This window comes from Myroides albus, assembly GCF_009711045.1.
Lineage (GTDB): Bacteria > Bacteroidota > Bacteroidia > Flavobacteriales > Flavobacteriaceae > Flavobacterium > Flavobacterium album_A.
This window is the reverse complement of record NZ_WMJX01000010.1, coordinates 1-25417: the sequence shown is the minus strand read 5'-3', so window position 1 is coordinate 25417 and position 25417 is coordinate 1. Positions and strand designations below refer to the sequence as shown.

The window sequence follows — 25417 nt, the reverse complement described above, 5'->3', positions numbered from 1 at the left end:
AATGTGGAATCGCATTGATGAAAATATATGAAAAAGTCCATCACTGTTTAAGTGTAAGTGGAATACAGAACAAGAGGTTAGCTTAGCTAACCTCTTGTTGTTTTATTTTTTCTCTTTAGAAATTAATTTGACTAAAGTATAGCGAATAGAAGGAGCATCTGCTGGAGGATTTTTTAATTCAGTACGTTTTACTTCTACTACGTACTCGAATCCTTCTTCGTACTCAAATCCCTCAATCCCTTGATACATAAATTGCCATTCTGCATCTTTACTCTCTTTAATTTGCATACATTTCATTGGCCCGACACCTGTACAGTCTGCTAACTTATCTGCAATAATGTAAGTAACTGTTCCTTCAATCTGCACTTCTTCTTGTTGTGCAACAGGTTGTACTTCTTCAGTCTTTTGTTCAGAATTAGGAACTGTTGTGTCTTCTTTCTTTTCATTGTTTTTACAAGAAACAAAAGCCATTGCGCTAATTGCAATTAATAAAATCGCCTTTTTCATAGTTGTGTTTTTTAAATAAATACTGATTTTTAAGTACTTATACTTTTTTTTCAGTGTGTTGATTATCACTGAGATAGTCAATAATACTTGGTAATAAAAATAGTGATTTTATTGTTGATAGCAGCATGTTAAAGTGTTTTTTAGTATGTTAAAGTGAGAAATAGAATCTTAGCTATTAGAATGGTTTGCCAAAAAGGGTGTACCGTTGTGTGGTCATTAGTCTTAGGTTGAACAAAAGGTAAAAATCTCTGTGGGTATTCACCAGTTTAATTTAAAATACAAAAAGCTAATAGTATGCCCATAACAGAATACTTGTGTAGTGATATTGGGTAAAAGCTTTCTGATCTTCTGATTGTTGTTAAAGAATTATTTTCTAAGTATTGCTTTCTGTGATTCAATAGGAGTACTTCTTTTTTGTAAAGTAGCAAAACCCGTTTTGTATGATTATTTTCAAATTAGTGTGCTTTTGGTTGCACTTTCTTCGGGTTTTCTTGCAGCTTGCTGGGGGTTTTCTTGGGAAAACACTCCTTTTGGGCAGTAAAAGTGCAAGGATACTCGAAGAAAGGTGCAAGAAAGTCCGATGAAAGTATTGGTGTTCTTTATGTTTAGTAAGGTTGAATTTAGTCAAAGAGTTTCACAAGGTGAAAGTAGGTGTAGAAGTCCTGATTCAATTGCCCCCGCATTTTAAATGGTTTATTGCTTTTGGTGTACTCTGTATTCAGTGAATAGATAAGGGGATAATCAAAACAAAGGTTGTTTTAAAGGTTTAAAAACATTCAAGAAACCTTTTTTAAATCGATTTAAAAGCTGTTTTAAGAACTTTTAAGCTGTGTTAAGGCAAGTTGTTATTTTTCCACTGATAAAGGAAATAAAAGTAGCTATAAGTGTTTTAAAGTAGGGGGAGGTAGGTTTAGGGATGGTGATGATATAGAGTTTTTCTTGGTAAGTAAGGGGGAATCATTCTGTACTTGTCAACTTTTAGCACTGGATTGAAGTGAGAGTTTGCTAAGTAAGGATAGGGTTAAAAATATAACAGTATAGTGGTGTTTAACTCCATTAAAAAAGCCAATATCTCTTTTACTTAAAGATATTGGCTTTTGCTATTTTGGTGAAAGAGAAAATCTATTCTCCCTTTTTAATATTTTTTAATCTGACTTTATCAGAGTAATTAATTATCTCCACAATGATTGGCTCTTTTGCTTCGTTTTTGCCTTTGACAATGTATAGTTTACCACTTTCTTCCTCGATATTACTCTTAGAGAAATCAACTTTACCATAAGTTAAGGTATTTCTAACATCATCGTCTGTAACCCATCCCTCTTTAAAGATATTTTCAGCTTCAGGAGAATAAACTACAGGTTTACTTCTCAAGTCTTTCAATACTCTGCAGTTTGGCAAATAACAGAATTCAGTTTTCTTTTCTCCAAAGAAATAAACCAAGAACATACAGCCAATTAAAATACCAAACAAGTAGTATGCTAAACGTTGTGTAAATTTCATTTTAAATAAATTTGTGCAAAAATACTAATTCAAACTTGGTAAACTAATCATTTACCAAAATTTTAAAAGGTGAAAAGATTGATGTCTTTAAAATCAAGGTTAAACCAATTTGCCACACTTTGATTTGTAACGAGTCCTTTGTAGCTGTAGATTCCAGATCGAATCGTATTATCGCTGTGAATTGTACCTTCCAGATCTCCGTTTTCAACAAATTCTAATAAGAGTGGAGTTAGTATATTACTTAATGCCATTGAGGCCGTTCTGCAATAACGGGAAGTGATATTTGGCACACCATAGTGAATAACTCCATTTTTGACTATGGTAGGTTTTTCGTGTGTGGTCAGTTCTGAAGTTTCAAAACACCCTCCGTTATCAATCGCAACATCAATGATTACAGCGCCTTTTTTCATGTTTTCTACCATTGTTTCGCTGACGATGATTGGCGCTCTTGTTTTTCCTCGGATAGCACCAATGGCTACGTCGCAGCGCATTAAAGCTTTTAGCAATATCTTCTCTTGTATGGTCGATGTAGCAATGCGATGTGGTAGGTTGTTCTGTAGTCTTTTTAGCTTTTGTAGTGAATTGTCGAATACTTTGACATTTGCACCTAAGTTTAAAGCTGTTCGCGCAGCGTTTTCTGCTACAATTCCAGCTCCAAGGATCACTACTTCCGTGGGAAATACACCGGTGATATTTCCAAAGAGCAGTCCCTTTCCATCGTTAATAGTACTCATGAGTTCAGAGGCTATGTGAATAGAGGCTATTCCTGCAATTTCACTTAACGCACTGGTTGAGGGAAAAGAACCCAATTTGTCCTGTATGAAATCAATGCCAATAGCAGAGATTTTCTTCTTACTTAAAGCGTTAAAATACTTGTTATCAAGCGTTTTTAATTGAATTGTTGACCATACCACCGAGTATGGAGCAAGCAGTTTTATCTCCTCCAAAGTAGGAGGGACAACCTTTATGATAATCTGACAGCCAAAAACCTTTTTGATATCCGCAGTAATTTCCGCACCAGCCTTACTGTATTCTTGATCTGTGTAACTCGCAGCTTCGCCAGCTCCTTTTTCGATTAAGATTCTATGACCATAAGAGGTTAAGGTATGTACTGCCTCAGGGGTGATACATATTCTTCTTTCGATATCAAAGTTTTCTTTTGGTACACCTATGAATAAGCTGCTTTTAGGTCTTTCAACCATAAGGCACTCTTCTTGAGGAATTAAATCTTTTTGAGAAAAAGGAGATGAGAAATTCATGATTGTTACAGGGTATTTAGTTATTTGTTAAAGTCAATCGTCTATCTCCATTTTCTAAAGTGAAGATTTCGATTAAAGTATGGTCTTCGGGAATTATATTAGGCGTTTTCTCAGGCCATTCTATAAAACACCAATTGCCAGAGTCAAGATATTCATCCATTCCCATGTCATAGGCTTCTTCTTCTTCTTCGATGCGATATAGGTCAAAGTGATAGACAATATCGCTTGTCGTAGCAGAATGATATTCATTGACGATAGAGAACGTAGGACTACTTGTCAAATCATTTACTCCTAAGTGCTTTGCTAATGATTTGATGAAAGTTGTTTTACCTGTGCCCATTTCAGCATCAAATAAAACAACTTTGTTCTGTATGTTTCTTAGTACTGTTTCTGCAGTCTGATCAATATTTTCTAAAGAAAATGTGATTTCCATTTTATTTGGGGTTTAAAATAATAAAAGGAACAATTAATTCTTCTAATGAGATACCTCCATGTTGGTATGTATTTCTGTAGTATGATACATAGTAATTGAAGTTATTCTGGTAAGCGAGAAATAAATCATTCTTTGCAAAAATAAATGAACTACTCAAATTAATACTTGGTAATTGTATTTTTTTAGGATCTTTCACTGCGTAGACATCCTTATTTTCAAAAGTAAGGCTTTTACCTGTTTTGTATCTCAAATTCAGGCTGGTGTTTTTATCGCCTATCACCTTAGAAGGATTCTTACAGTTAATTGTACCGTGATCGGTTGTGATGACTACTTTGTATCCCATTTGTTGGGCTTGTTGAATCATTTCAAACAAAGGAGAATTCTTGAACCAACTCACAGTTAGCGAACGATAAGCTTTGTCATTAGATGCCAGTTCTTTAATAACTTCCATTTCTGTTTTGGCATGAGAAAGCATATCTACGAAATTGTAAACAATCGTAATTAATTGGTTGTTCTTTAGGCTTTTGAAGTTTTCGGCTAACTTTTTACCTTCTCTTTGATTGGTGATTTTGTAGTATTCATTTTTTACGTCAAGTCGCAATCGCTTTAATTGGGCTTGTAAGAATTCATTCTCAAAAAGATTTTTTCCCCCTTCATCAGTGTCGTTCTTCCAATATTGTGGGAAATGTTCAGACATTTCTAAAGGCGTTAACCCTGAGAAAATGGCATTTCGAGAATACTGAGTTGCAGAAGGTAAAATGGAAAAGAAACTGTATTCAGATTCTACTTTATAGTGATTTCCTATTATAGGCTCAAATGCTCTCCATTGATCGTATCGCATATTATCGACAACGACAAATAATATTTTGGCATTTTCTTTTTTTAGTTCAGGAGCAATCCACTTTCTAAAGATTTGATGTGAAAATACTGGGCTGTCATCAGGGTTATTAATCCAATATTCATAGTTTTTCTCGACAAATTTACAAAAGAGGTTGTTGGCCTCAGATTTTTGACTGTCTAAGATATTAATTAATCCTTGATCTTCAATTGTCTCTAATTTTTGTTCCCAGTATAACAGTTTTCTATAAATAGATATCCAGTCTTCATAAGTCCTTGCATCCATAAGGTCCATCGATATATTGCGGAACTCTTTCTGGTAACTAAGTGTTGATTTTTCAGAGATTAATCGTGAATCGTCGAGGTTTTTCTTTAAGCTCAGAAGGATTTGATTCGGATTGACAGGTTTGATTAAGTAATCAGATATCTTTGATCCAATTGCTTCCTCCATAATGTATTCTTCTTCACTTTTGGTAATCATGATGATTGGTACACTACTGTTGATACTTTTGATTTCATTTAGAGTTTCTAATCCTGTAATCCCAGGCATATTCTCGTCAAGGAATACTACGTCAAATGATTGCTGTTTGACAAGTTCAATGGCATCTTGACCATTAGTACACGTTGTAACGATATAATTTTTTTTTTCTAAAAAAAGAATATGAGGTTTAAGTAAATCAATTTCATCATCGACCCATAATATGCTGATTTTGTTCATGTTTTGATTGTTTTGTAATTAGTTTGTGGGGTATTAATTCTAATAAAGAATAAAATAGTATTGATAAATATAATAATCAATTTTTGTATTACAATACTTAACGATATTTTTGTTACAGTATTATGTAAATATTGGGAAAATGTACTATTCATTCATAATTCCTCTTTACAATAGACCAGATGAAATTGACGAGCTTTTAGATAGTTTGACTAATCAAACCTATAAAGGTGATTTTGAGGTGGTTGTGGTAGAGGATGGTTCAGCAATTGATTCACGAGATATAGTGGCAAAATATGAAGACAGACTTTCAGTCAGTTACTATTATAAGGAAAATTCGGGACCAGGTGATTCGCGCAACTATGGTATGCAACGCGCTAAAGGAGATTATTTTATTGTTTTAGATTCAGATTGTATAATACCAAGTCAGTATTTGACAATTGTAGACCAATATTTAAATCACAAGTTTGTAGATTGTTTTGGTGGGCCTGATGCAGCATTGGATAGCTTTACTGATGTTCAAAAGGCAATCAACTTTGCAATGACCTCGTTTATGACAACTGGGGGTATAAGAGGGGGCAGTGAGCGAGTAGGTAAGTTTCAACCAAGGAGCTTTAATATGGGAATTTCAAAGAAAGCATTTGAAGCTTCAGGAGGTTATGGTAAAATACATCCAGGAGAGGATCCTGATTTGACGATTCGCTTATGGGAATTAGGTTTTGAAACGGAGCTTTTCCCTAAGGCTTATGTCTATCACAAAAGGAGAATAGACTGGAAGAAATTTTATACGCAAGTAAATAAGTTTGGCAAGGCAAGGCCTATTTTAAATAAAAGGTATCCAAAGTACAGTAAGTTAACCTATTGGTTTCCGAGTGTTTTTATTTTGGGATTACTTATGAGTTTGATAGGTATTTTATTTGAAAATTATTACTTGTTTTGTCTTTATATTTTGTACTTTTTACTTGTATTTATGACATCTGCGATAAAAGAGCGTAGTTTGAAAATAGGTTTTTTGTCAATTTTGTCAGTTTTTATACAATTTTTTGGTTATGGTACGGGTTTTGTTAAAGCTACTTATAGAATAGTTGTCTTGAATAGAAAACCTGAAGAAGCATTGCCAGAGATGTTTTTTAAATAGAAGGTAAGCGTTATGAAAATAGTTGGGTTAACAGGAGGTATAGGCAGTGGTAAAACGACGGTAGCCAAAATGTTTGAAGCAGAGGGAATACCGATTTATATAGCTGATGATAGAGCAAAGTATATAATGGATCGACAAGATGTAATAGATAGAATACAGGCTGTTTTTCCAATCAATGTGCTCGATGCTTTGGGAAAGTTAGATAGGAGAAAGATTCGCGAAGTAGTATTTGACAATAAATCACTGTTAAATGAGTTAAATAGTATAGTACACCCAGAAGTAAAGAAAGACTTTCTCGAATTTGTTCAGGCAAATCAGGCAGCTGATTTTATTATAAAGGAGTCAGCCATTCTATTTGAAAAGGGTTTGGATAGGGAATGTGACTTTACGATTCTTGTTACAGCACCAGAAGAAATAAGAATTGAGCGCGTAAAGAAGCGAGATAACACAACGGAAGACAGTATTCGACAGATTATAGCTAATCAATGGGATGACTTGAAGAAAAAGTCATTAAGCGATTATATTATTGAGAATATTGATATGAAATTGGTTAAAGAATGCGTAATTTCCATTGTTAATGACATTAAATTGAGAAAAAATTCAATTTAATTAGTTAATTTTATGTTAATCGTTATTATTGGTGTTTATTTTAATGTTAATTTTGAAAATCAATGAGTAAGTTTAGGTTTCGTTTATTAGTAGCTATTATGAGTTTTTCTCTGATAGGTATAATAATAGTTCAACTATATTGGATTGTAAGCTCATATAGAAATAATGATGAACAGTTTAAATATCATGTTCAACAGGTAATTGGAAATGTAGCAAATACAATTCAGCAAAATGAAGCGACTGAGTTCTATAAGTTTTACAATCAGTTAAAAGATAGTATTGGGACCGCTCCTAAACAAAGTGAACTAAAGCAGTATTTAATTGTCGAGAGAGACCCTGCTACCAATGAGGAGATATTTTACTCGAATTATTTAATAGCAGAGGACTATAATATAAAAAGTTCGCTCTTTGATAAGAAAGCTCCAGATTCAGTCAAGGTAAAGAATTTTATTTCTAAGAGAAAGACTGAGATTTATCGCGGTAATGGATTTGAGAGAAATGAGATAAATCAAAATTATCCTGATGAGGTTATTGAACAGACAGGTGGATTAGATTTATTAGACAAAGCGCAATTTGAAATTTATTTCAAAGATATTGTTGCTTTGCGAAGTGTAGATGAAAGAGTATCAAAAGATAATTTGCATGAACTACTGCAAAAGGAATTAAAGCAGTATGGTGTTAATGCTAAGTTTGAATTTGGTATTTATAATAAAGGATTGGCTACTAAGATTAAGTCAGATGAGTTTGAATACGAAGAAAACTCAACTTATGGTGTTCCAATCTTGAAAGATAATAGTGGGAAAAGTAAGTATCATTTGTACGTGTCTTTTCCAGAAAAAAGTAAATATTTGTTTTCTTCCTTAATTGGAATAACATTTTTATCAGTACTTTTTACAGTAGTTATTATAGCTGCGTATCTAAGTGCTATTGATCAGTTAATTAGACAGAAGCAAATTTCTGAAATAAAGACTGACTTTATCAATAATATGACGCATGAGTTTAAGACGCCTATTGCAACTATAAACTTAGCGTTAGATGCTATTAAGAATCCCAAGGTGATATCTGATCCAGAAAAAGTTGATCGATATCTAAAGATGATACGGGACGAGAATAAGCGAATGCATGCTCAAGTCGAGAATGTCTTGCGTATTTCGAAATTGGAAAAGCGCGATTACGATGTTGAGAAGGATAGAATGGATGTTCATGAAATTATTGAAAATGCTGTTGATCACGTTGCTTTGATTATACAAGATAGAGGCGGAGATATAAACTTGCATTTAGATGCTACTAGAACTGATGTCTTAGGTAATGATTTTCACTTTACCAGTGTGATCGTAAATATCTTAGACAATGCAATTAAGTACTCTAAAGAAAGACCTATAATCGATGTTTATACTGAGAACTATAGGGACTTTATCTTGATTAAAGTAAAAGATCAAGGAGTAGGGATGAGTAAAAATGCTCAAAAGCGTATATTTGACAGATTCTACAGAGAACATACGGGAGATTTACACGATGTTAAAGGTCATGGATTAGGTTTGGCCTATGTTCAACAAATTGTAGAAGTACACAATGCTCAAGTATATGTAGAGAGCGAAAAAGGAAAAGGAAGTACATTTATTATAAAAATGCCATTAATAAATTAATACATATAACATGGAAACAACAAACAACAAAAAGATTTTATTAGTAGAAGACGATCCTAATTTCGGAGCAATCTTGAAAGATTATTTAGCCATTAATGATTTCGAGGTTACATTAGCAAAGAATGGGATGGAAGGTTTTGAAAAGTTCAAAAGAGATACTTTTAACCTTTGTATTTTAGACGTTATGATGCCTTATAAAGACGGATTTACCTTAGCCAAAGAAATCCGTGATAAGAATAAGGAAATTCCAATTATCTTCTTAACTGCAAAGTCAATGAAAGAAGATGTATTGAAAGGTTATAAGGTTGGAGCAGACGATTATTTAAATAAGCCTTTTGATTCAGAAGTTTTACTGATGAAGATAAAAGCAATTATTCATAGAAAATCTTCAGAAGTTAAAACGGATAATACTAAGTTTGAATTTCAAATTGGTAAATTCCATTTGAATTCTAAATTAAGATTTTTAACTTTTGAGAATGATGAGCCAATCAAATTATCTCCAAAAGAGAATGAATTATTAAAAATGTTAGCTATCTACGAGAATGATTTAATGCCTCGTGAAGTAGCCTTAACAAAGATCTGGAGAGATGATAATTACTTTACTTCTCGTAGTATGGATGTTTACATCGCTAAGTTGAGAAAGTATTTAAAATTAGACGAGAGTGTTGAAATCTTAAACATTCACGGAGAAGGATTCAGATTAGTGGTTAAAGACAAAGAAGATCAAAAATAAGATTGAGTCGATATAAAAAAGGGACAATGTTTTAAACATTGTCCCTTTTTTTGTCTATCTAAATGATATTATTTTGCTTTTTTAGGGCTTATAATCTTGACATCTTGAAATGCTATGGCGCCTCTTACAATACTTAGTATAACATCATATAAGGCATTTATAATTTGTACTTTAAGCTCATTCTTGGTGTGTATTAAGCTAATTTCTCTTGCGGGTTTAGGGTCTTTAAATTGAACCAAATTAGCTTGATCATCTCTACTCAAGTTTATTGTATGTAGGTATGGAAGAAGGGTATAACCCAATCCTTCTTTAGATAGATTGATTAGCGTTTCGAAACTTCCACTTTCAAGTTTAAAACTCCTGTCCTCTGAGGCATTTGCATTTTTGCAAATATTGATGATTCCATCTCTAAAACAGTGGCCTTCTTGTAAGAGTAAGAGGTTTTTTAAGTCTAATTCTTCTGCAGTTATCTCTTTGTTTAGTCCTTGTTTAAACTGCGGAGGAATATATCCAACAAATGGTTCATAGTACAAGACTTTTTCAACGATATCACTATCTTGCAAAGGAGTTGCAACAATAGCAGCGTCTAAGTAACCATTTTTAAGCTTGTAGATAATTTCATCAGTAGTGTACTCTTCAACAATTAAGTGAACTTTACTGTATTTTGTAAAGAATGTTTTTAGGAACATAGGTAGCAATGTAGGGGCTACAGTAGGGATAATTCCTAATTTAAAGACTCCGCCAATAAAGCCTTTTTCCTGATCTATTAAATCTTTTATTCTGTCTGATTCATCTACAATTTTCTGAGCTTGTTTTATAATAATTTCTCCAATTGCAGTTAGTTGAATCGGCTTGCTACTTCTGTCAAATATTTGAACACCAAGCTCTTCTTCGAGCTTTTGTATTTGCATACTTAAGGTAGGTTGGGTTACAAATATTTTTTCGGCTGCAAGCGTAAAGTTTCGGTGCTCAGCAACAGCCAGAGCATATATTAATTGGGTAATTGTCATAAATAAACTATTCCTTATTTTGTTGTAAGTTAGTTAAAATAAGTGATATCTAATTGTCTGAATCTATTTTTTCTAATTCTTTAAAGTTCTTCATTAATTTTTTGATTAATAAACCATAAATCACTTTATAATACCCCCAAATTAACAAGATGAAAAGAGCTGAAAAAACAGCCATTAATGCTAAAAAAACTATACTCTGTTTAAAGTTAATATTTGAATTTGTCCATGGAATATAGTTGATAGTTGCGAGAATAATAACTAATCCTATAATGATTAGATTGGTGTAGATATAGTAATTGACTGTCTTTTTGGTTTTTAATATTTGTGCAATGAGTTGTTTTGTTGAGGTTGCTACAGATATTTTGCGGTAATTGAAAAAGAACAATACAATAAATACGATAGAAGTCAATCCTGAGATATAATCTATGTAATCCACAAGAAAATATAAAGGTTTGCCCTTTAACTCTATTTCGTTTTGTTCTTTAAAAGAATATAGATAACTAAGTAGATTAAGCACAATAAATTCTATGATGCTAATCACGAAAATCCACATAACTATAGACGATGACTTCTTGTGAATCATCTTCTGTATCTCTTCTTTTGAAATCTTAGGAAAATCCTTTTGCTGATTCCAGTGTTTTTTAAGTAAATCTAACTCCTGCATGATATCTAACGTATTACTATGGATTTAATAGCTGTTTTAGTTTTGTTTTAATTCGATTCATTTTAACCCTTGCATTTATACTTGATATACCAAGTGTTTCTGCTATTTCATCATAATTTTTATCTTCTAAATAAAGAAAGACAAGGGCTTTTTCGATGTCATTTAATTCTTGTAGGGCTTTGTACATTGCTTTAAGCTGTTCTTCTTCCTCTTCGTTGTACTCTGTGTATTCAAATTTGTGGATACTAAAGTCAATAGAAGTAGTGTCTATTGATCGCTTCTTCTTACGATATAAAGAGATTGCCGTATTTAATGCGATTCGGTAAGCCCAGGTAGTGAATTTAGCATCTCCTCTAAACTTAGGATAGGCATTCCATAGTTGAATGGAGATTTCTTGAAAAAGATCTTTATGAGAAGCCTCGTCGACTGTATATAATCGACATACTTTATGGATAAGGTTTTGATTGTTATCCAATAAGGTTATAAATTCAGGCTCCAGATGTTTATTCATATCTAATGTGTCGCACAACTTATATTATTGTTACAAATAATATGATTAATATTTCTTTAAAGATATATCTTCGCAAATATATATTATAATATGCTTAGATTAAAAGAATTTGACCTGTCGGATATTCCGACAATGATTAAATGGGGGTTTTCGAAAGAAGAGTTGTTTCAATTTGCAGGTGATGCCTTTTCTTATCCATTGCGAGAAGAAGAAGTCATTAGTTTTATGAAGAAAGAAGGTTCTTCTTTTTTTGCAATACAAGAGATCGTTAGTAATACAGTGATAGGTGTAGGTGAAGTAGTCTTAGAGCCATATAATACTTGTAAGTTAGCAAGAATTGTAATTGGAGATACAGCGTTTAGAGGAAAAGGTTATGGACAAGAAATGATTGTTTTATTGACAGATTATTGCTTGCAAGAGCTACAGGCAACGAAAGTTTATCTGAATGTGTTTGATTGGAATATTGGAGCTATAAAATGTTACGAAAAAGTAGGATATCAGTTCACTGAAAAAAGTAGAGAGTTCAAGGTTAATGAAGAACTTGTTTGGATTTCAAGGGAAATGGTTTATGTCCAAGACTAAAATAAGAAAAGTCTGCTATTGCAGACCTTTCTTATTTTAGATATGATTTTATTACATCTTCTATTGATGGTTCTAAGTGGTTAATATCGACTACTACACCATCTTTATCGATAATAAATGCTGTAGGTATTGTTCGAACCCCATATTTAATTTGCAAGGTTGCAGGATCTGATATGTGTGTCCAATCCAACTTCTCGTCTTGTATTGTTTTTCTAAGTTCCTCATTGTCTTCGTCTAAAGCAATACTGATGATTTTGAGTCCTTCTCCTTTGTATTTTTGGAATAATTCAGAGATAAATGGAGTTGTTTCTTTACAAGATGGACACCAAGGAGCCCAAAAGTGAAGTATAGTGACCTTGCCTAAGTTTTGAAGTAATGTAATTCTATTTTGTTGTAAGTCTACCGCTTCAAAATCAGGAGCATATTCACCTACTTTAATTTTTGTTTCATTAGTTTTATCAATCATTCTCTTTACTGCCTGACCAATATTTGTCTCTTGTAATTCTTTGCTTAGTTGCGCATAGTTGTAATAAGCTTCTTCACGAGAGATATTGTCGTTGTCGAGTCTTTGGTAAAGGACAACAAGCGATGTAAAGCTATTTGGTTTATTTGCTGATTGATCAAGGATTACGTCCGAAACCTTTTTTATCAAAGTATTAAATTCTGCAGAAATAGCGTCAATGGTTTTACCATCGTTTTCTTGCACTGCATTTTCAAGAATGGGTTGATTTATATCCTTAAAACGGGTTAACTCTAATTGACTTTCGCGAACTTTCTGAGTGAACTGATCTAATTCATCGTTGTTCTTTGTACCAGTAATAGATGAGGTATTGATGTTCTGTGGAGTATTATAAGCCTTGATATGACCTTGTTCTAAAATGAAAGCATCATTTATATCATCTGTTGTTAAAATAGCATAAGAAGGCGCTGTAATCGTACCTTTAAAACTATAGGTGTTGTTTTTAATCTGTGTTGAGTCAGTTTTTACAAAATCATTCTTTATGGGATCTAATATTGATAAATAGATATAACTTCCATTCGTTTGTTGAAGTGTTGATCCTGTGATTGTATATGGGTGCTTTTTTGAAGAAAAGCTCATAGTTAGAAATGCGATTCCTAATAATAGGGCAGATTTACGTAACATAATTTTTAATTCTTTTAAGCTAAAGGTATAATAAATGTTCTTAAGGTAAATGGTTATTTAGTTATTTTTATGTTTTCACGACAAAAGAGTTGTGCAGTTAGAAACAATACATCACTAAGACTATAAAGAAGAATAATGGCCGTTTACAAATAAAAAAGAGGCTTCATATGCTTATGAAGCCTCTTTCGAAGTTGTTTATTATTTTAATAACTCAGCAACTTTTGCTTTAAGTTTATCTCCTCTTAAATTTTTTGCAATTACTACGCCATTTTCGTCTAATAAGAATGTCGCAGGAATACCTCTTACCTCATATTCTTTTGCGATTGGTTCTTTCCAATAAGCGAGGTTTGAAATGTGATTCCAAGTCAATTGGTCTTTGTTGATTGCCTCAACCCAATTCTCTTTTGTTTGATCTAAAGAAACCCCTATGATGTTCAATCCTTTTTCGTGATATTCATTGTAAAGTTTTACAACGTTTGGGTTCTCAATACGACAAGGCTCACACCAAGAAGCCCAGAAATCAATTAGAGTAACTTTACCTAAAACATCTTCTAATGCTAATTCTTTTCCATCAGGAGTCAGTGCTTTGAAGTTAGGTGCTTTACTTCCAATTTTTACTGCAGGCTCAGGTAATTTAGATATGTACTCATTAAGAGCTTTACCAATAGTTGTTGTTTTTAAATCTAAAGAAAAGCTATCAAATATTGGTTCAATCTCATCTTTCGAATAGTAACCATTATGAGTATATTCATTATAAGTGATCAATGTAGCAATAGAAGAGCGATTAGTTTCGATATAGTTTTCATACCAATCTGCATAAGCTCCAGTTAATTTGCGATCTTGATTCTTGATTTCTTCTATAACTGCAGTATTGTTCTCTTGTTTTGCTTTGATATAAGCTTCTTCATTTTGCGCTCTGAAATCAACAATAGGTTTTGTCAATTCATCTTTCTTTGCGATAAAGCTATAATATTCGTCATTGTATTTAGTTCCGCTGACAAGATTTTTTTCTTTCGAATGTTCTACTTTTATCTTGTTATTATCTTCAAGAATAAAAGGAATTCTACCAGGGTTTTCACCAATGTGAATAAAGGCTTGGTCAATTGCGTTTGTAGTTGCTCCTTTGAATACAAAAGAATTGTCTTTTACAACTGTAGAATCAATAGCAAAAAATTGGTTATTGTCTAAGTTTAACTTTTCAAGATATACTACAGTACCTTCTTCAACGTCTTCTGTTGATCCTGTAATTTGATATCCACTTTGCCCACATGCTGTTACTAAAGCAGCAAATGACAATAGTCCTATGATCTTTTTCATGTATATGTTTTTATAACTGTTATAACAAATATAGGTAAAAATAGTTGTTATATTTTGATGATTAGTAGGTGATATGTTGTAAATACCATAAATAGGGTAGTTTATTTATGATATTTCTTAATGTATAAATGAAAAGTAAAAGAAAATAATAAACCATCCAATCGTTAGACAAAGCCCGCCTATAGGAGTTATTGGACCTAATATTTTGATTTTTTTACCAAAAGTAGAACTTAACGTCAGTCCATATATACTAAATGAGAACAATATGGTCCCAATTATAATGATGTTAGCAGCGTGTGCTAACTGGTCTGCTTTAGGCATGAATGCCATTGCTACAAGTAATATTGCATGATACATCTGGTATTTTACGCCTGTTTCGAAACTCGTAAGTGAATCAGATTTCATATATTTTTTCAAAGCATGCGCACCAAATGCACCAAAGATAATGGCAAGTCCGCCAAATAAACTTCCTGCTATTAAAGGGGTAATATTGTTTATCATATGTTGTTTTAATTTAAGGTTAACTGTCCTAATATTTCTTCTGACATGAAAGGGCCACCTGGATAACGTGCTGTATAGTCAAGATTAAGCCAGATTTGTCCTCTCTCATCAATGTGGTAATAGATTTCTCTTCCTTTTGTTTCTTCTCTGAACAAAACTTCTTTGATTAAGTATATTGCTTGTTCTAAATCCGCTTTGTTGTGAATCAACATCTCAGGGTACATATGTCCTTTTGTATGGATTAACCGTGGTGTACCACCGATAGCTCTAATACAAGCAGCCATTAATACGGAATAATCGTCGCAGTCACCCGAAAAGTGAATTAATGATTCTGATGCTGTCGCGATATATTCTCTTCCCTTTGGATCATTAACGTAGTTCCATCGCGTTCGGATCTCTTTAAAGATAGCAAGGGACTGGATTAACTGTCGGCTTTCGTAGTAGCCTTTTGTTCTTGTAAAGTGTTTGGTCGTAGCTAATAAGGCAAAATTCCTTACCTGTGGGTTGTCGAACTCAATAGCTCTAATGATTTTGTTCTTATTTGGAAACGGCAATAGCTTAGAGATAATAATATCTTGTGGAGCCGGAGCTTCAGACATATTGTAAACCATTGCCCTGTAGTCCTCATAAACTTCATAATAGCCATATCCTCCTTTTATCGTTGTCCACGTAAGTATTCCAAGATAACAAAAGAGTATTATAAGCAAAAGGGTCTTTAGTTTTTGCAATAAAAATTGAAGTATAGCTACAATGAGGATAAAAAGTAAAATACGATCCAGTTGAAAAGGCCATTCAGGGTCTACTATATTGTGGTGTAAGATAATAAAGATAGGTACCGTAATCAGAATATTCAGTAATAAAATGATGATAGAATCCCAAGGTTTTGGAATTCTAATATAAGTGTACCATTTTTTTTTACCTCTATTATCTGTGTTCATCGTTTAAAACTGGGATATTTAAGCCACTTAGAGTATTATGTGTTTATATTCTTTTAGCGTTTCTATCTGACCTAACTCTTGCAATTGATTTTGAATTTTGTCAAAGTGTTTTTGTGATAATTGTCTTTGAGACCAACGTGTTAGTGTTAACCAGTTTTGTATATCCTCAAGTTTTTGGTTGTATTTACTTGCTAATGTTCTATCGATACTTGGGATCTTTTTAAACTCTGCAGTTGTTGTATTTACAACTTCCAATATATGCTTAACCAAGGACTTGTTTTCCGAGACAAACTTATTAGTACCAACGATGACAAATGACGGCCAAGGAGTTGGACATTCACCTATTCTGCGAAAGATCTGCTTATCAACGATAGGTTGAGTCATGAATCTTTCCCACATAAAGTAGTCAGCTTCTCCATCTGTCAAAGCGTTTATTGCTCCTTCAAGTGTATTAACTACTACAAACTGTAGTGAACTGATGTCCCAATTCATTGACTTAGCGTGTACAATAGCCATAAGGTGTGAACCAGATCCATATCTACTGATTGCAATTTTCTTATTCTCTAATTCGCCGATTGATTGGATAGGAGAACTGTTTGCTACGTGTATTCCCCAAATTAAAGGAGAAGATACATATTCCTGTACGATTGTTGTCTGATTGCCATTGGATATATCCTTGATTATTCCTTCAGATAATATAACGGCAAGATCTGCTTCTTCATTGCGTAGTAATTGACACATTTTTCCAGTTCCTTCTGGTATATCTTCCCACTGTAGGTCTATTCCAATCTCATTGAATTCTCCATTTTCAATACAAAGGTGCCATGGTAAATTAAAATGTTCGGGAACCCCTATAATCTTAACTTTTTTCATTTTTAAATTGTATACATTTTCATGCTAATATACTAAAAATGCAAATTCTGTTAGTTATCTAATTATGGGTTTATTCTAAATAAAAAAACTCTACTTGATTAAGTAGAGTTTTTAATAGTTTAGGATTTCATAGATCCTGTATTTTTAAATCTTATGTGGAATTTATAAGCTTCTTCAAGGATATGTGGGGTATGACCACCTACTTCTTTTACAGCTCTATCGAAATAATCTCTTAACTCATCTCTGTAGTCAGGATGAGCACAGTTTTCTATGATTACTTCAGCTCTTTCGCGTGGAGATAGACCTCTCAAGTCTGCTAAACCAATATCAGTAACAAGAATATCTACATCGTGTTCTGTGTGGTCTACATGGGACACCATTGGCAAAACGTGTGATATCACATTATTATCCTTAGATGCTGCTTGTGTAACAAAGATACTTAGGTAGGCATTTCGAGCAAAGTCTCCAGAACCTCCAATACCATTCATCATTTTATTACCTCCAATATGTGTTGAATTTACGTTTCCGTAGATGTCAAACTCAATAGCAGTGTTGATAGCGATAATTCCCAATCTTCGGATTACCTCTGGGGCATTACTAATGTTTTGTGGTCTTAGAACTAATTTATCTTTGTATTGGTCGAAGTTCTCAAGCAATCTGTTGTAGCATTCTTCAGTAACAGTAATTGAAGAACCAGATGCGAAAGTCATCTTACCAGCATCGATTAAGTCAAATGTACTGTCTTGCAATACTTCTGAATACATCGTAAGGTTCTCGAAAGGGCCGTGTTTAAATCCGGTTAAAACAGCGTTTGCAACTTTTCCAATACCTGCTTGTAAGGGAAGTAACGCATAGGTTAATTTACCTTTTTTAACTTCTTCTTCAAAGAAGTTTAATAGGTGTTGAGATATAGCTGATGTCTTGTGATCAGGTTCCGGAAGCAGGGCAGGGGTATCTTCTATACTTGAAAATACAACTCCTACTACATTCTCAGGATTCAAGCGAATGAAAGACTCACCGATTTTATCTTCAACTGTATGAATAGGGATAATCTCGCGTCTTGGTTGTTTTTTTGGTACACAGTTGTCGTGGATACCTTCTATGCTCAATGGAATAGCTGTGTTAACTTCAATGATTATTTTTTTGGCAACACTGGCAAAGTAAGCTGAGTTTCCTATAGAAGTTGTAGGAATAATAAAACCTTCCTCATTAATATAGGTAGCTTCAATAATAGCTATCTCTACTTGAGGTATGTGTTTTTCTTGTAATTGTTCTATTGTTTCACTTAAGTGTTGATCGATATACTTTACTTGACCACTATTAATTGTTTTTCTTAGAACTGCATCTGCTTGGAAAGGCATACGGCGTATAAGTGCATTGTTAGTAGCTAAGTCTGCATCGGTTGTTTGTCCTAAGGAAGCTCCAGTGATTAGTGTGATAGCAACATTCTCTTTTGCAGCGCGTTGTGCAAATGCTGGTAAAACTGATTTACTATCTCCTGCTTTAGTGAAGCCACTTGCTCCAACTACGGCTTGATCATGAATTAAAAGAGCTGCTTGTTCTGCAGTAATTATTCGTTCTCTATAGGGAGCATATTTAATACGCTCTATTCTCGAGTCTTCTTTCGTCATTTCAAATAAAAATTTTAAGCTCTTAAATTTAATAATATTATTTATTATTTATCAAATAAAATGCCATTCAGGTAGATTAATGCTTTACTTTAAATCTATTAGTATAAAGTATATAACTATTGTGAAATAATTTAAGAAATAAAAAGTAAAATAAAGGTTTTAATTCTTTTTGTTGCTTTTAATGTAATTAGCTTTTGTTGAAAAAGTTGATAATACTGCAAAAAGCAACTTATTTAAGTAGAATATGTTTTGTTTTATTGAATGAACATGGATATAAAGTACACTAAATAATAATAATTTCTTAATATAGATACAACTCAGGTTTGATCGCTTTTATGTATGCAAGTTGAATCATAATTATATTGATTTGCTTGAAGTATTCGTCTAAGTGTTTACTGTCTATCAGTATTTAAACGAGTTTGTCGAACTGTGATTTGACTTTTGTACTTTATTTGAACTTTACTTTGAGTGAAAGTTAAAGCGATGAGCTGTTTTATCACTTTAATAAGGTCGGATGTGGATATTTATGTAGCATCTAAACAATCAGTAAAGCAGGAAAGAGAAAGATATCAGTTCTAAACTATGATTGGTAACACTAAGGAACGCAGGGTGGTCCTTCTTGATTACTCCTTATCTCACTTAAGTATTTAGCATATAGAAAAATCGGAGGAGAAACCCCTTGTTGCCTGGGGGAGAAGGATAATCAAAGGAGTTATTCTCTCTCAATACTATACATTTTTAAAGAATAGTAGAATAGAAAGACCTTTATAGATCTTTGTTTAAGTGATAAATCAAAGCAGTCTTGCTTGGGCTTTCTTTGGGGTTTCTAGGCGATTGCTAGGGGTTTTGTTCGGAAAACACGCCTTTTCAGCAGGAAAACCGCAAGGAAGGTGCAAGAAAACCGCAAGAAAGCCCAAGGAAAGTGTTTTCATTTCTCCTAATTGATGACTTTATATGGTATACGAAATTTTAGCTATTAACAGCAAGATATTGAGCAGTTATCAGAACCTTTCTAAGGGTTGAGTCAGGTTGAATTAGTTGCACCCCTCCTGAGAAAGGTAAATCATCATCAAATAGCTAAAGCAATAGTCATGAGTAAACTTACGCTAAGTTTCAAGGGTAGATAAAAGATAACTTTTTCAAACCACTATAAAGCATGATTTTGGAGCTATACATTAGATAATGAACATATTTAGTTAGGCTATTGTTTGATTTTCAAGTTAAAGAAGTAGCTTCTTTCATCTTAGCTATAGTGATATAATAGGGGGAATGCCTGTCCTTCTCAGATTGACTAAACTTTAGGTGGAGTTTCCCATTTTTGAGATAGACTCTTTCTTTTGAGTATGGAATTAAAAGGCATAAAAAAAGGTAGTATAAAAATATACTACCTTTTCATATCATTAAATTACTTCTTTTTTTATTTTATTGTGCACTTAATTTATCTAATGTGTACACAATCAATTTATCAACAGCAGCATATGGATCTTCAGAGAAAGTACCATTAGCTCTATTAGCGATAATTGTATTTAGAGATACTGCATGGTGACCTAATAATTTACAAAGGCCATAAATAGCAGATGTTTCCATTTCAAAATTAGTCACTCTATGACCTCCAAATTTGAAGTTGTCAATTTTGTGATTTAATTCAGGATCTTGAATAGCAAGTCTTAATACACGTCCTTGTGGACCATAAAAACCACCAGCAGTACCTGTGATGCCTTTAAATGTTTTGTCACTTTCTAATTTAGCTTCCAGTTCAGGACTATTTTGTACAAAATAAGGGCGTCCTTTTCTCAAATCCCAATTAGTATGTTTGATAAATGCATCCTCTAAGTCTGTATCGATCACTTTGTCAATTACGTAAGAACGCATTAAGTTGTCTAAACCAAGACCATATTGTGATAAAACAAAACTGTTTACAGGAATATCAGCTTGTAAAGAACCCGAAGTACCAATACGCACAATATTAACCGATGTCAAATCTTTCTTGATTTCTCTTGTATTTAGGTCGATATTGAATAAAGCGTCAATTTCATTGATAGCGATGTCAATATTATCAGGACCAATACCTGTAGAGATCACTGTAATTCTTTTCCCTTTATAGGTTCCAGTACAAGTTTTGAACTCTCTTTTTTGAGTTTCAACCTCTATTTTATCGAAGTGTTTTGAAATTCGATCAACGCGGTTTTGGTCACCTACGAAGATGATGTCTTTTGCAACATGCTCAGGTCTTAAATTTAAGTGGTAGATACTACCATCAGGATTTAAAATTAGCTCAGAATCTTTTATTTTCATAATATTCAAAATTTATTTATCCACCTACACGTTTTACTTTGTAGCCTTCTTTTGTTAAATATTCCATTATTTTATCTCTAAAGTTTCCTTGGATGATTATTTCACCTTCTTTAGCACTTCCTCCTACACCACATAGTGTTTTTAGTTTTTTTGCTAATGCTTTTAAATCATCTTCGGTTCCTTCAAAACCTTTTATAATCGTGGCTATTTTACCGCCTCGATTCTTTTTGTCCAAATGAGCTTCCAGTTTTTGAAGATGAGGGGCAGGTGTTTCGAAATCTTCATTGGTATTGAAATCGAAATTCTCATTTGTAGAGAAAACAAAACCTCCTAAATCTTCAAAGCTATTTGTTTTTTTTGCCATATTGTTGTTTGCTGAATTGTGTTTAAATTATAAACGCTCTTTTCAAAGTTACGAAAAATGTATTTGCTTAAAAAGCGATTATTACTTAAAGAAGATATATTTTATTTGAAAATTATAAGATTGATTATTGTATATACAATAGGATTTCTTAAAAAGCGTAAAACTACTTGAATAAAATAAGATAAAAAGGACAATTGCTTGTAGTCGAATAAATTATATACTTATTTCTACTAATAGCAATAGGCTCATTTGGAGCGATGTGCTATAAACAAAAAAGGTTAGCATTTGCTAACCTTTTTGAATATGCTTCTTGTTGAATTATTTTATTAATCCAAGTTCTACTAATCGTTGGTGTAAAAATTCTCCAGCAGTAATATCTTCAAATTGTTTTGGATTGTTTTCGTCAATACAATTTTCCAAACAGTTCAAAGGCATTGTGCTAACAGGGTGCATAAAGAAAGGAATAGAGTATCGAGAAGTACTCCACATTTCTCTTGGAGGGTTTACCACTTGGTGAATAGTCGATTTTAATCTGTTGTTAGAATGTCTAGATAACATGTCCCCTACATTGATTACCAACTCGTCTTCTCCAGCGATTGCATCAATCCACTCTCCATTGTGGTTTTGAACCTGTAAACCTTTTCCTTGAGCGCCCATTAAAAGTGTAATAAGGTTAATGTCACCATGTGCTGCCGCTCTTACTGCATTATTTGGTTCAGATGTGATAGGAGGGTAATGGATAGGGCGTAGAATGCTATTTCCATTTTTTACATAATTGTCAAAATAGAACTCATCAAGTCCTAAGAAAAGCGATAAAGCTCTTAGAACGTAAACTCCTGTTTTTTCCAACATTTTGTAGGTTTCTTTTCCAACTGCATTAAAGTGTGCCAATTCATTGACAGTTACGTTTGCAGGATAAGAAGCTTCTAATTCAGGATTGTCTTCTACGTATTGACCAAAATGCCAAAACTCTTTCAAGTCTCCTTCAGAGCGTCCTTTAGCACTTTCTTTACCGAAAGCGACATACCCTCTTTGACCGCCAATACCTGGAACTTCGTACTTTTGCTTCGTTTCTAATGGTAGGTTAAAAAAATTGCGCACCTCTTGGTAAAGATTCTCTACTAATTGATCATCTAAGAAGTGTCCTTTTAATGCTACGAATCCAATTTCTTCGTAGGCTTTTCCGATTTCATTTACAAACTTTTGTTTACGTACCGGGTCATCCGATAGGAAATCACGTAAGTCAACACTAGGAATGTTTTGCATTTTCTAAGTTGTTATTTAAGCTTACTTGAGTTATTTCGGGCAAATGTAATTTTTTTTTCAACAAATTAGTGTTAATAAGTATAAAAGTGATTAAAGCTGTTTTTTAGGTGTTTTAGGTATATTTTTAATACGCTTTGTTTTTATTATATATAAGGAGGGAAAATAGGTTGTATTTGAGTTTAATTATTGTTTTTTAAGAATTATTAATAATTTTATTTTTTTGATAAAATGAGTGTTATGAGTTTAGAAATATCCTTAAGAAAGGAGGGAGATAACTGTGTTAGACTGTGGTTTATTGTTTCTTGAGACTATTACATCGATATATACTGGGGAAAAGTAATGTTTTGTGAGTAGAGGTATGCCTGAAAATAATCGATAAGTATGTAAAAGTTGAATAAAAGGTTGTGAAACAGCCTATCTTTAAAGATTGATAAAATAAATGTTAAAATTGGTAGTTGGTTGTAAAGGGTTGATTATTAATATTTTGGTTTTTAAGTGATACGCGTAAATTGTATTCTAATAGAGATATCATTTGGAAAATATACTATTATATAAGGATATATTTTAAAGTGACACGTATTTTATACATTATTTTTTATAAATTAGAACAATTAATGTAATAAGTATAACACTATGAAACTACCAATTGAATTAAAAACAAATGAGTTTGTTGTTTTGGTTACAGTAGATATAGATCCAAAATATACTATTAGTAACTTAGAGCAGTTTTACAGCAGTTTGCCAAAGAGTTTTAAGCCAATTTTTAAAAAGTCTGTAGGTTCAACACTGCGAGTATATTGTGTGTGTGACAATGAAGATGATTTCATGTTCTGTTTAAGACAAACTGGTTATAAAACTACTTTATTGTAGTTTTGTAACCAAAGTATTATTATGAGTAAAAAAGAAGTAAAAGGACAAAAGACAAATGCGCTTCGGATATTAGATAGTAAGAAGATACATTATGATGTTTGCGAATACGATGTTTCAGATGGCTTGATAGATGGTATCTCTGTATGCGAAAAATTAGGTCTCTCTCCTCATGAGTCATATAAAACTTTAGTAGCGAGTGGTAAGGGAAATACTTTTTATGTGTTTGTCGTGCCGATTGAAGCTGAGTTAGATTTAAAGAAAGCTGCTGCACTCTGTGGAGAGAAGAAGATTGAATTAGTTGCAGTAAAAGATATATTGAACATTACGGGATACATTAGAGGAGGGTGTTCTCCTATTGGGATGAAAAAAAATTATGCCACATTTGTAGATGAGCAGGTAAAGGACTTAGAGAAAGTATATGTCAGTGGCGGTCGAAAAGGACTGACAATTGGAATAGATCCAATGCTGTTAGTAAAAGAAGTAGAGGCTCAATTAGGAGATTTGAGTAAGTAAATAGCGTATTATATAAAGTACAAAAAGCCATAGGAATTAACCTATGGCTTTTTTTGTGGTGTTTTTTCATTTTCAATATTATATTTTTTACTTATTATGTAATAATTAACTTTTTTTAAGCCTTTTTTTTATGTCTTTTAGCATAATTTGTTGAATATGTTTAAATGCTGTGGTTGTTTATTTATAGTTAAAATGTTTTTAAAATGATTATTTCTCTTAATTAAGATAAATTATTTTGATTTTTGTCTGTTATTAAGTGTATTTTTTTAATAAATCAATAATATTAACAAAAAGCATTTATAATGATTGTTTTTTTTAATTTTGTAGTGTAAACGAAAACAGAATTCTGTGAAGAGTTTGTAAAAAAATATTGTTATGATTTTTTTAGAGTTTTCAAAGTATAATGTAAAATCAAAATAAACATGAAAAAAAGAATTACTACTTTATTCTTACTTGCTTTAGGTGTTTCTTCTATTGCGCAAGCGCAAACAGATATACCAGGAGTAGGTATTGGAAATCCACTTCCATCGCAATCAGCGATGTTAGATGTTGCCTCAACTAACAAAGGGGTATTGATACCAAGAATTGAACTAACAGATTTAAACACCTTTGGATTAGCTGGTAACACTAAGGATGAAGGTATGCTTATCTATAACGCTACTGAAGTAAAGGATGCTAGTAATGTTGTAACAATAGGTATAGGTTTTTACTATTGGACTAACAAACCTACTGGTGGTCAATGGGAAAAAGTAACTTCTCAATCTGTTGTTAATAATTTGGTCGATCGTATTACAGTTATTGAAAGTACTACAGGATCTGGAGAAACTGGAGGGGGTACAGTTGTATATATTCCTGGTGAGGACGGAAAACCTGGTAAACTTGTTATTATTGATAAAACTAATGGGTCTTCTGAAATTCCATTAGATGAGANAGGTATAGGTTTTTACTATTGGACTAACAAACCTACTGGTCAATGGGAAAAAGTAACTTCTCAATCTGTTGTTAACACTTTGAGTGATCGTATTAAAGTTGTTGAGAATGCAACAGGATCTGGAGAAAATGGTGGAGGAACAGTTGTATATGTTCCTGGTGAGGATGGGAAACCTGGTAAACTTGTTATTATTGATAAAACTACCGGGACTTCTGAAATTCCATTAGATGAGCTTTTATTAGGTAATGAAACCGAAACATTCTTTAAAGTTGTAGAAGTAGAGGAAGAAGTTGACAATGTGAAGAAAACATTTAAAAAATTACATTACTTTGGTGAGGAAGCTATTTCTAAATGGATATTAAAAGATCCGAAAAATAACAAAAGAGAAGATGCGCAGACTAAAATGACTGTAACAGATGATAAAGTAGCTGTTATTGATATTAGTTCTGTGGTTAGTTCTAATTTTGAGAGAATTGTTGAAGATAATAAAAAAGTAATTTCTGAGACAATTAATAAATTAGACGGTAGTGTATCTATCAAGGATGCTGGAGATGGAAAAGGGTACTACTTTGAAGTTAAAAAATTAGATGCAGCTGGTGATCCATTACCTTCTGAAATTATCTACTTTAA

General features: G+C 32.7%; 24 protein-coding genes. 7 read left to right on the top strand and 17 right to left on the bottom strand.

Annotation, left to right across the window (positions count from 1 at the left end; genetic code table 11):
- Window positions 1–102: 102 nt before the first annotated feature.
- The 5 genes from GJV76_RS06465 to porX all read right to left on the bottom strand — a co-directional run bounded on the left by GJV76_RS06465 (window position 103) and on the right by porX (window position 5254).
- Window positions 103–507: a DUF4377 domain-containing protein gene (locus GJV76_RS06465; protein WP_155091826.1), complete on the bottom strand. Its 405-nt coding sequence runs from the start codon at window positions 505–507 to the stop codon at window positions 103–105.
- Between the two features lie 1122 nt (window positions 508–1629).
- Entirely contained in the window at window positions 1630–2007 is a 378-nt protein-coding gene (locus GJV76_RS06460; protein ID WP_155091825.1) for a DUF4258 domain-containing protein, read from the bottom strand.
- A gap of 62 nt (window positions 2008–2069) precedes the next feature.
- The gene (locus GJV76_RS06455) at window positions 2070–3266 is read right to left on the bottom strand and encodes an alanine dehydrogenase (protein ID WP_155091824.1); all 1197 of its coding nucleotides are present in this window, start codon (window positions 3264–3266) and stop codon (window positions 2070–2072) included.
- 16 nt (window positions 3267–3282) lie between these two features.
- Window positions 3283–3699: a tRNA (adenosine(37)-N6)-threonylcarbamoyltransferase complex ATPase subunit type 1 TsaE gene (gene tsaE / locus GJV76_RS06450; RefSeq protein ID WP_155091823.1), complete on the bottom strand. Its 417-nt coding sequence runs from the start codon at window positions 3697–3699 to the stop codon at window positions 3283–3285.
- 1 nt (window position 3700) lies between these two features.
- The gene (gene porX / locus GJV76_RS06445; RefSeq protein WP_155091822.1) at window positions 3701–5254 is read right to left on the bottom strand and encodes a T9SS response regulator signal transducer PorX; all 1554 of its coding nucleotides are present in this window, start codon (window positions 5252–5254) and stop codon (window positions 3701–3703) included.
- A 139-nt stretch (window positions 5255–5393) separates the two neighbouring features.
- On the opposite strand from porX, the gene GJV76_RS06440 reads away from it, so the two are divergent.
- The 4 genes from GJV76_RS06440 to GJV76_RS06425 all read left to right on the top strand — a co-directional run bounded on the left by GJV76_RS06440 (window position 5394) and on the right by GJV76_RS06425 (window position 9377).
- Window positions 5394–6389 (top strand): glycosyltransferase, encoded by a 996-nt coding sequence (locus GJV76_RS06440; protein WP_155091821.1) that lies wholly within the window; start codon window positions 5394–5396, stop codon window positions 6387–6389.
- Between the two features lie 12 nt (window positions 6390–6401).
- Window positions 6402–6998 (top strand): dephospho-CoA kinase, encoded by a 597-nt coding sequence (coaE, locus tag GJV76_RS06435; protein ID WP_155091820.1) that lies wholly within the window; start codon window positions 6402–6404, stop codon window positions 6996–6998.
- Window positions 6999–7060: 62 nt separating this feature from the next.
- Window positions 7061–8644, top strand: a complete 1584-nt coding sequence (locus GJV76_RS06430) for a sensor histidine kinase (protein ID WP_155091819.1) — start codon at window positions 7061–7063, stop codon at window positions 8642–8644.
- Between the two features lie 10 nt (window positions 8645–8654).
- Window positions 8655–9377, top strand: coding sequence for a response regulator transcription factor (locus GJV76_RS06425; protein ID WP_155091818.1), 723 nt, complete (start codon window positions 8655–8657; stop codon window positions 9375–9377).
- Window positions 9378–9445: 68 nt separating this feature from the next.
- Here GJV76_RS06425 and GJV76_RS06420 read toward each other — a convergent pair whose 3' ends face one another.
- From GJV76_RS06420 to GJV76_RS06410, 3 genes are read right to left on the bottom strand one after another with little or no spacing between them, the layout of a single operon-like run.
- Window positions 9446–10387 carry a LysR family transcriptional regulator gene (locus GJV76_RS06420; protein ID WP_155091817.1) on the bottom strand — a complete coding sequence of 314 codons (942 nt, stop codon included), beginning with the start codon at window positions 10385–10387 and terminating at the stop codon, window positions 9446–9448.
- A 49-nt stretch (window positions 10388–10436) separates the two neighbouring features.
- Window positions 10437–11051, bottom strand: a complete 615-nt coding sequence (locus tag GJV76_RS06415; RefSeq protein WP_155091816.1) for a hypothetical protein — start codon at window positions 11049–11051, stop codon at window positions 10437–10439.
- Between the two features lie 16 nt (window positions 11052–11067).
- Complete coding sequence (locus GJV76_RS06410; protein ID WP_155091815.1) at window positions 11068–11562, bottom strand: RNA polymerase sigma factor; 495 nt, start codon at window positions 11560–11562, stop codon at window positions 11068–11070.
- 90 nt (window positions 11563–11652) lie between these two features.
- Between GJV76_RS06410 and GJV76_RS06405 the strand changes: the two genes are divergently transcribed.
- Window positions 11653–12144 carry a GNAT family N-acetyltransferase gene (locus tag GJV76_RS06405; protein WP_155091814.1) on the top strand — a complete coding sequence of 164 codons (492 nt, stop codon included), beginning with the start codon at window positions 11653–11655 and terminating at the stop codon, window positions 12142–12144.
- 31 nt (window positions 12145–12175) lie between these two features.
- Here GJV76_RS06405 and GJV76_RS06400 read toward each other — a convergent pair whose 3' ends face one another.
- From GJV76_RS06400 to GJV76_RS06360, 9 genes are all read right to left on the bottom strand, one after another.
- A complete protein-coding gene (locus GJV76_RS06400; RefSeq protein WP_155091813.1) occupies window positions 12176–13288 on the bottom strand; it encodes a TlpA disulfide reductase family protein in 1113 nt (370 codons plus the stop codon).
- 198 nt (window positions 13289–13486) lie between these two features.
- Window positions 13487–14605 carry a TlpA disulfide reductase family protein gene (locus tag GJV76_RS06395; RefSeq protein WP_155091812.1) on the bottom strand — a complete coding sequence of 373 codons (1119 nt, stop codon included), beginning with the start codon at window positions 14603–14605 and terminating at the stop codon, window positions 13487–13489.
- A 117-nt stretch (window positions 14606–14722) separates the two neighbouring features.
- Window positions 14723–15106: a DUF423 domain-containing protein gene (locus GJV76_RS06390; RefSeq protein WP_155091811.1), complete on the bottom strand. Its 384-nt coding sequence runs from the start codon at window positions 15104–15106 to the stop codon at window positions 14723–14725.
- Window positions 15107–15114: 8 nt separating this feature from the next.
- Entirely contained in the window at window positions 15115–16044 is a 930-nt protein-coding gene (locus tag GJV76_RS06385; RefSeq protein WP_155091810.1) for a transglutaminase domain-containing protein, read from the bottom strand.
- 27 nt (window positions 16045–16071) lie between these two features.
- Window positions 16072–16917, bottom strand: a complete 846-nt coding sequence (locus GJV76_RS06380) for a substrate-binding domain-containing protein (RefSeq protein WP_155091809.1) — start codon at window positions 16915–16917, stop codon at window positions 16072–16074.
- A 119-nt stretch (window positions 16918–17036) separates the two neighbouring features.
- The gene (locus tag GJV76_RS06375; protein ID WP_155091808.1) at window positions 17037–18548 is read right to left on the bottom strand and encodes a succinate CoA transferase; all 1512 of its coding nucleotides are present in this window, start codon (window positions 18546–18548) and stop codon (window positions 17037–17039) included.
- 1422 nt (window positions 18549–19970) lie between these two features.
- Window positions 19971–20843: a nucleoside phosphorylase gene (locus GJV76_RS06370; protein ID WP_155091807.1), complete on the bottom strand. Its 873-nt coding sequence runs from the start codon at window positions 20841–20843 to the stop codon at window positions 19971–19973.
- A 16-nt stretch (window positions 20844–20859) separates the two neighbouring features.
- Complete coding sequence (locus GJV76_RS06365; RefSeq protein ID WP_155091806.1) at window positions 20860–21207, bottom strand: translation initiation factor; 348 nt, start codon at window positions 21205–21207, stop codon at window positions 20860–20862.
- A gap of 318 nt (window positions 21208–21525) precedes the next feature.
- Window positions 21526–22473 carry an isopenicillin N synthase family dioxygenase gene (locus GJV76_RS06360; protein ID WP_155091805.1) on the bottom strand — a complete coding sequence of 316 codons (948 nt, stop codon included), beginning with the start codon at window positions 22471–22473 and terminating at the stop codon, window positions 21526–21528.
- A gap of 633 nt (window positions 22474–23106) precedes the next feature.
- Between GJV76_RS06360 and GJV76_RS06355 the strand changes: the two genes are divergently transcribed.
- Together GJV76_RS06355 and ybaK are read left to right on the top strand one after the other, a co-directional pair.
- Window positions 23107–23343 carry a hypothetical protein gene (locus GJV76_RS06355; RefSeq protein ID WP_155091804.1) on the top strand — a complete coding sequence of 79 codons (237 nt, stop codon included), beginning with the start codon at window positions 23107–23109 and terminating at the stop codon, window positions 23341–23343.
- A gap of 21 nt (window positions 23344–23364) precedes the next feature.
- Window positions 23365–23856, top strand: coding sequence for a Cys-tRNA(Pro) deacylase (gene ybaK / locus GJV76_RS06350; RefSeq protein ID WP_155091803.1), 492 nt, complete (start codon window positions 23365–23367; stop codon window positions 23854–23856).
- The last annotated feature ends 1561 nt before the right edge of the window (window positions 23857–25417 follow it).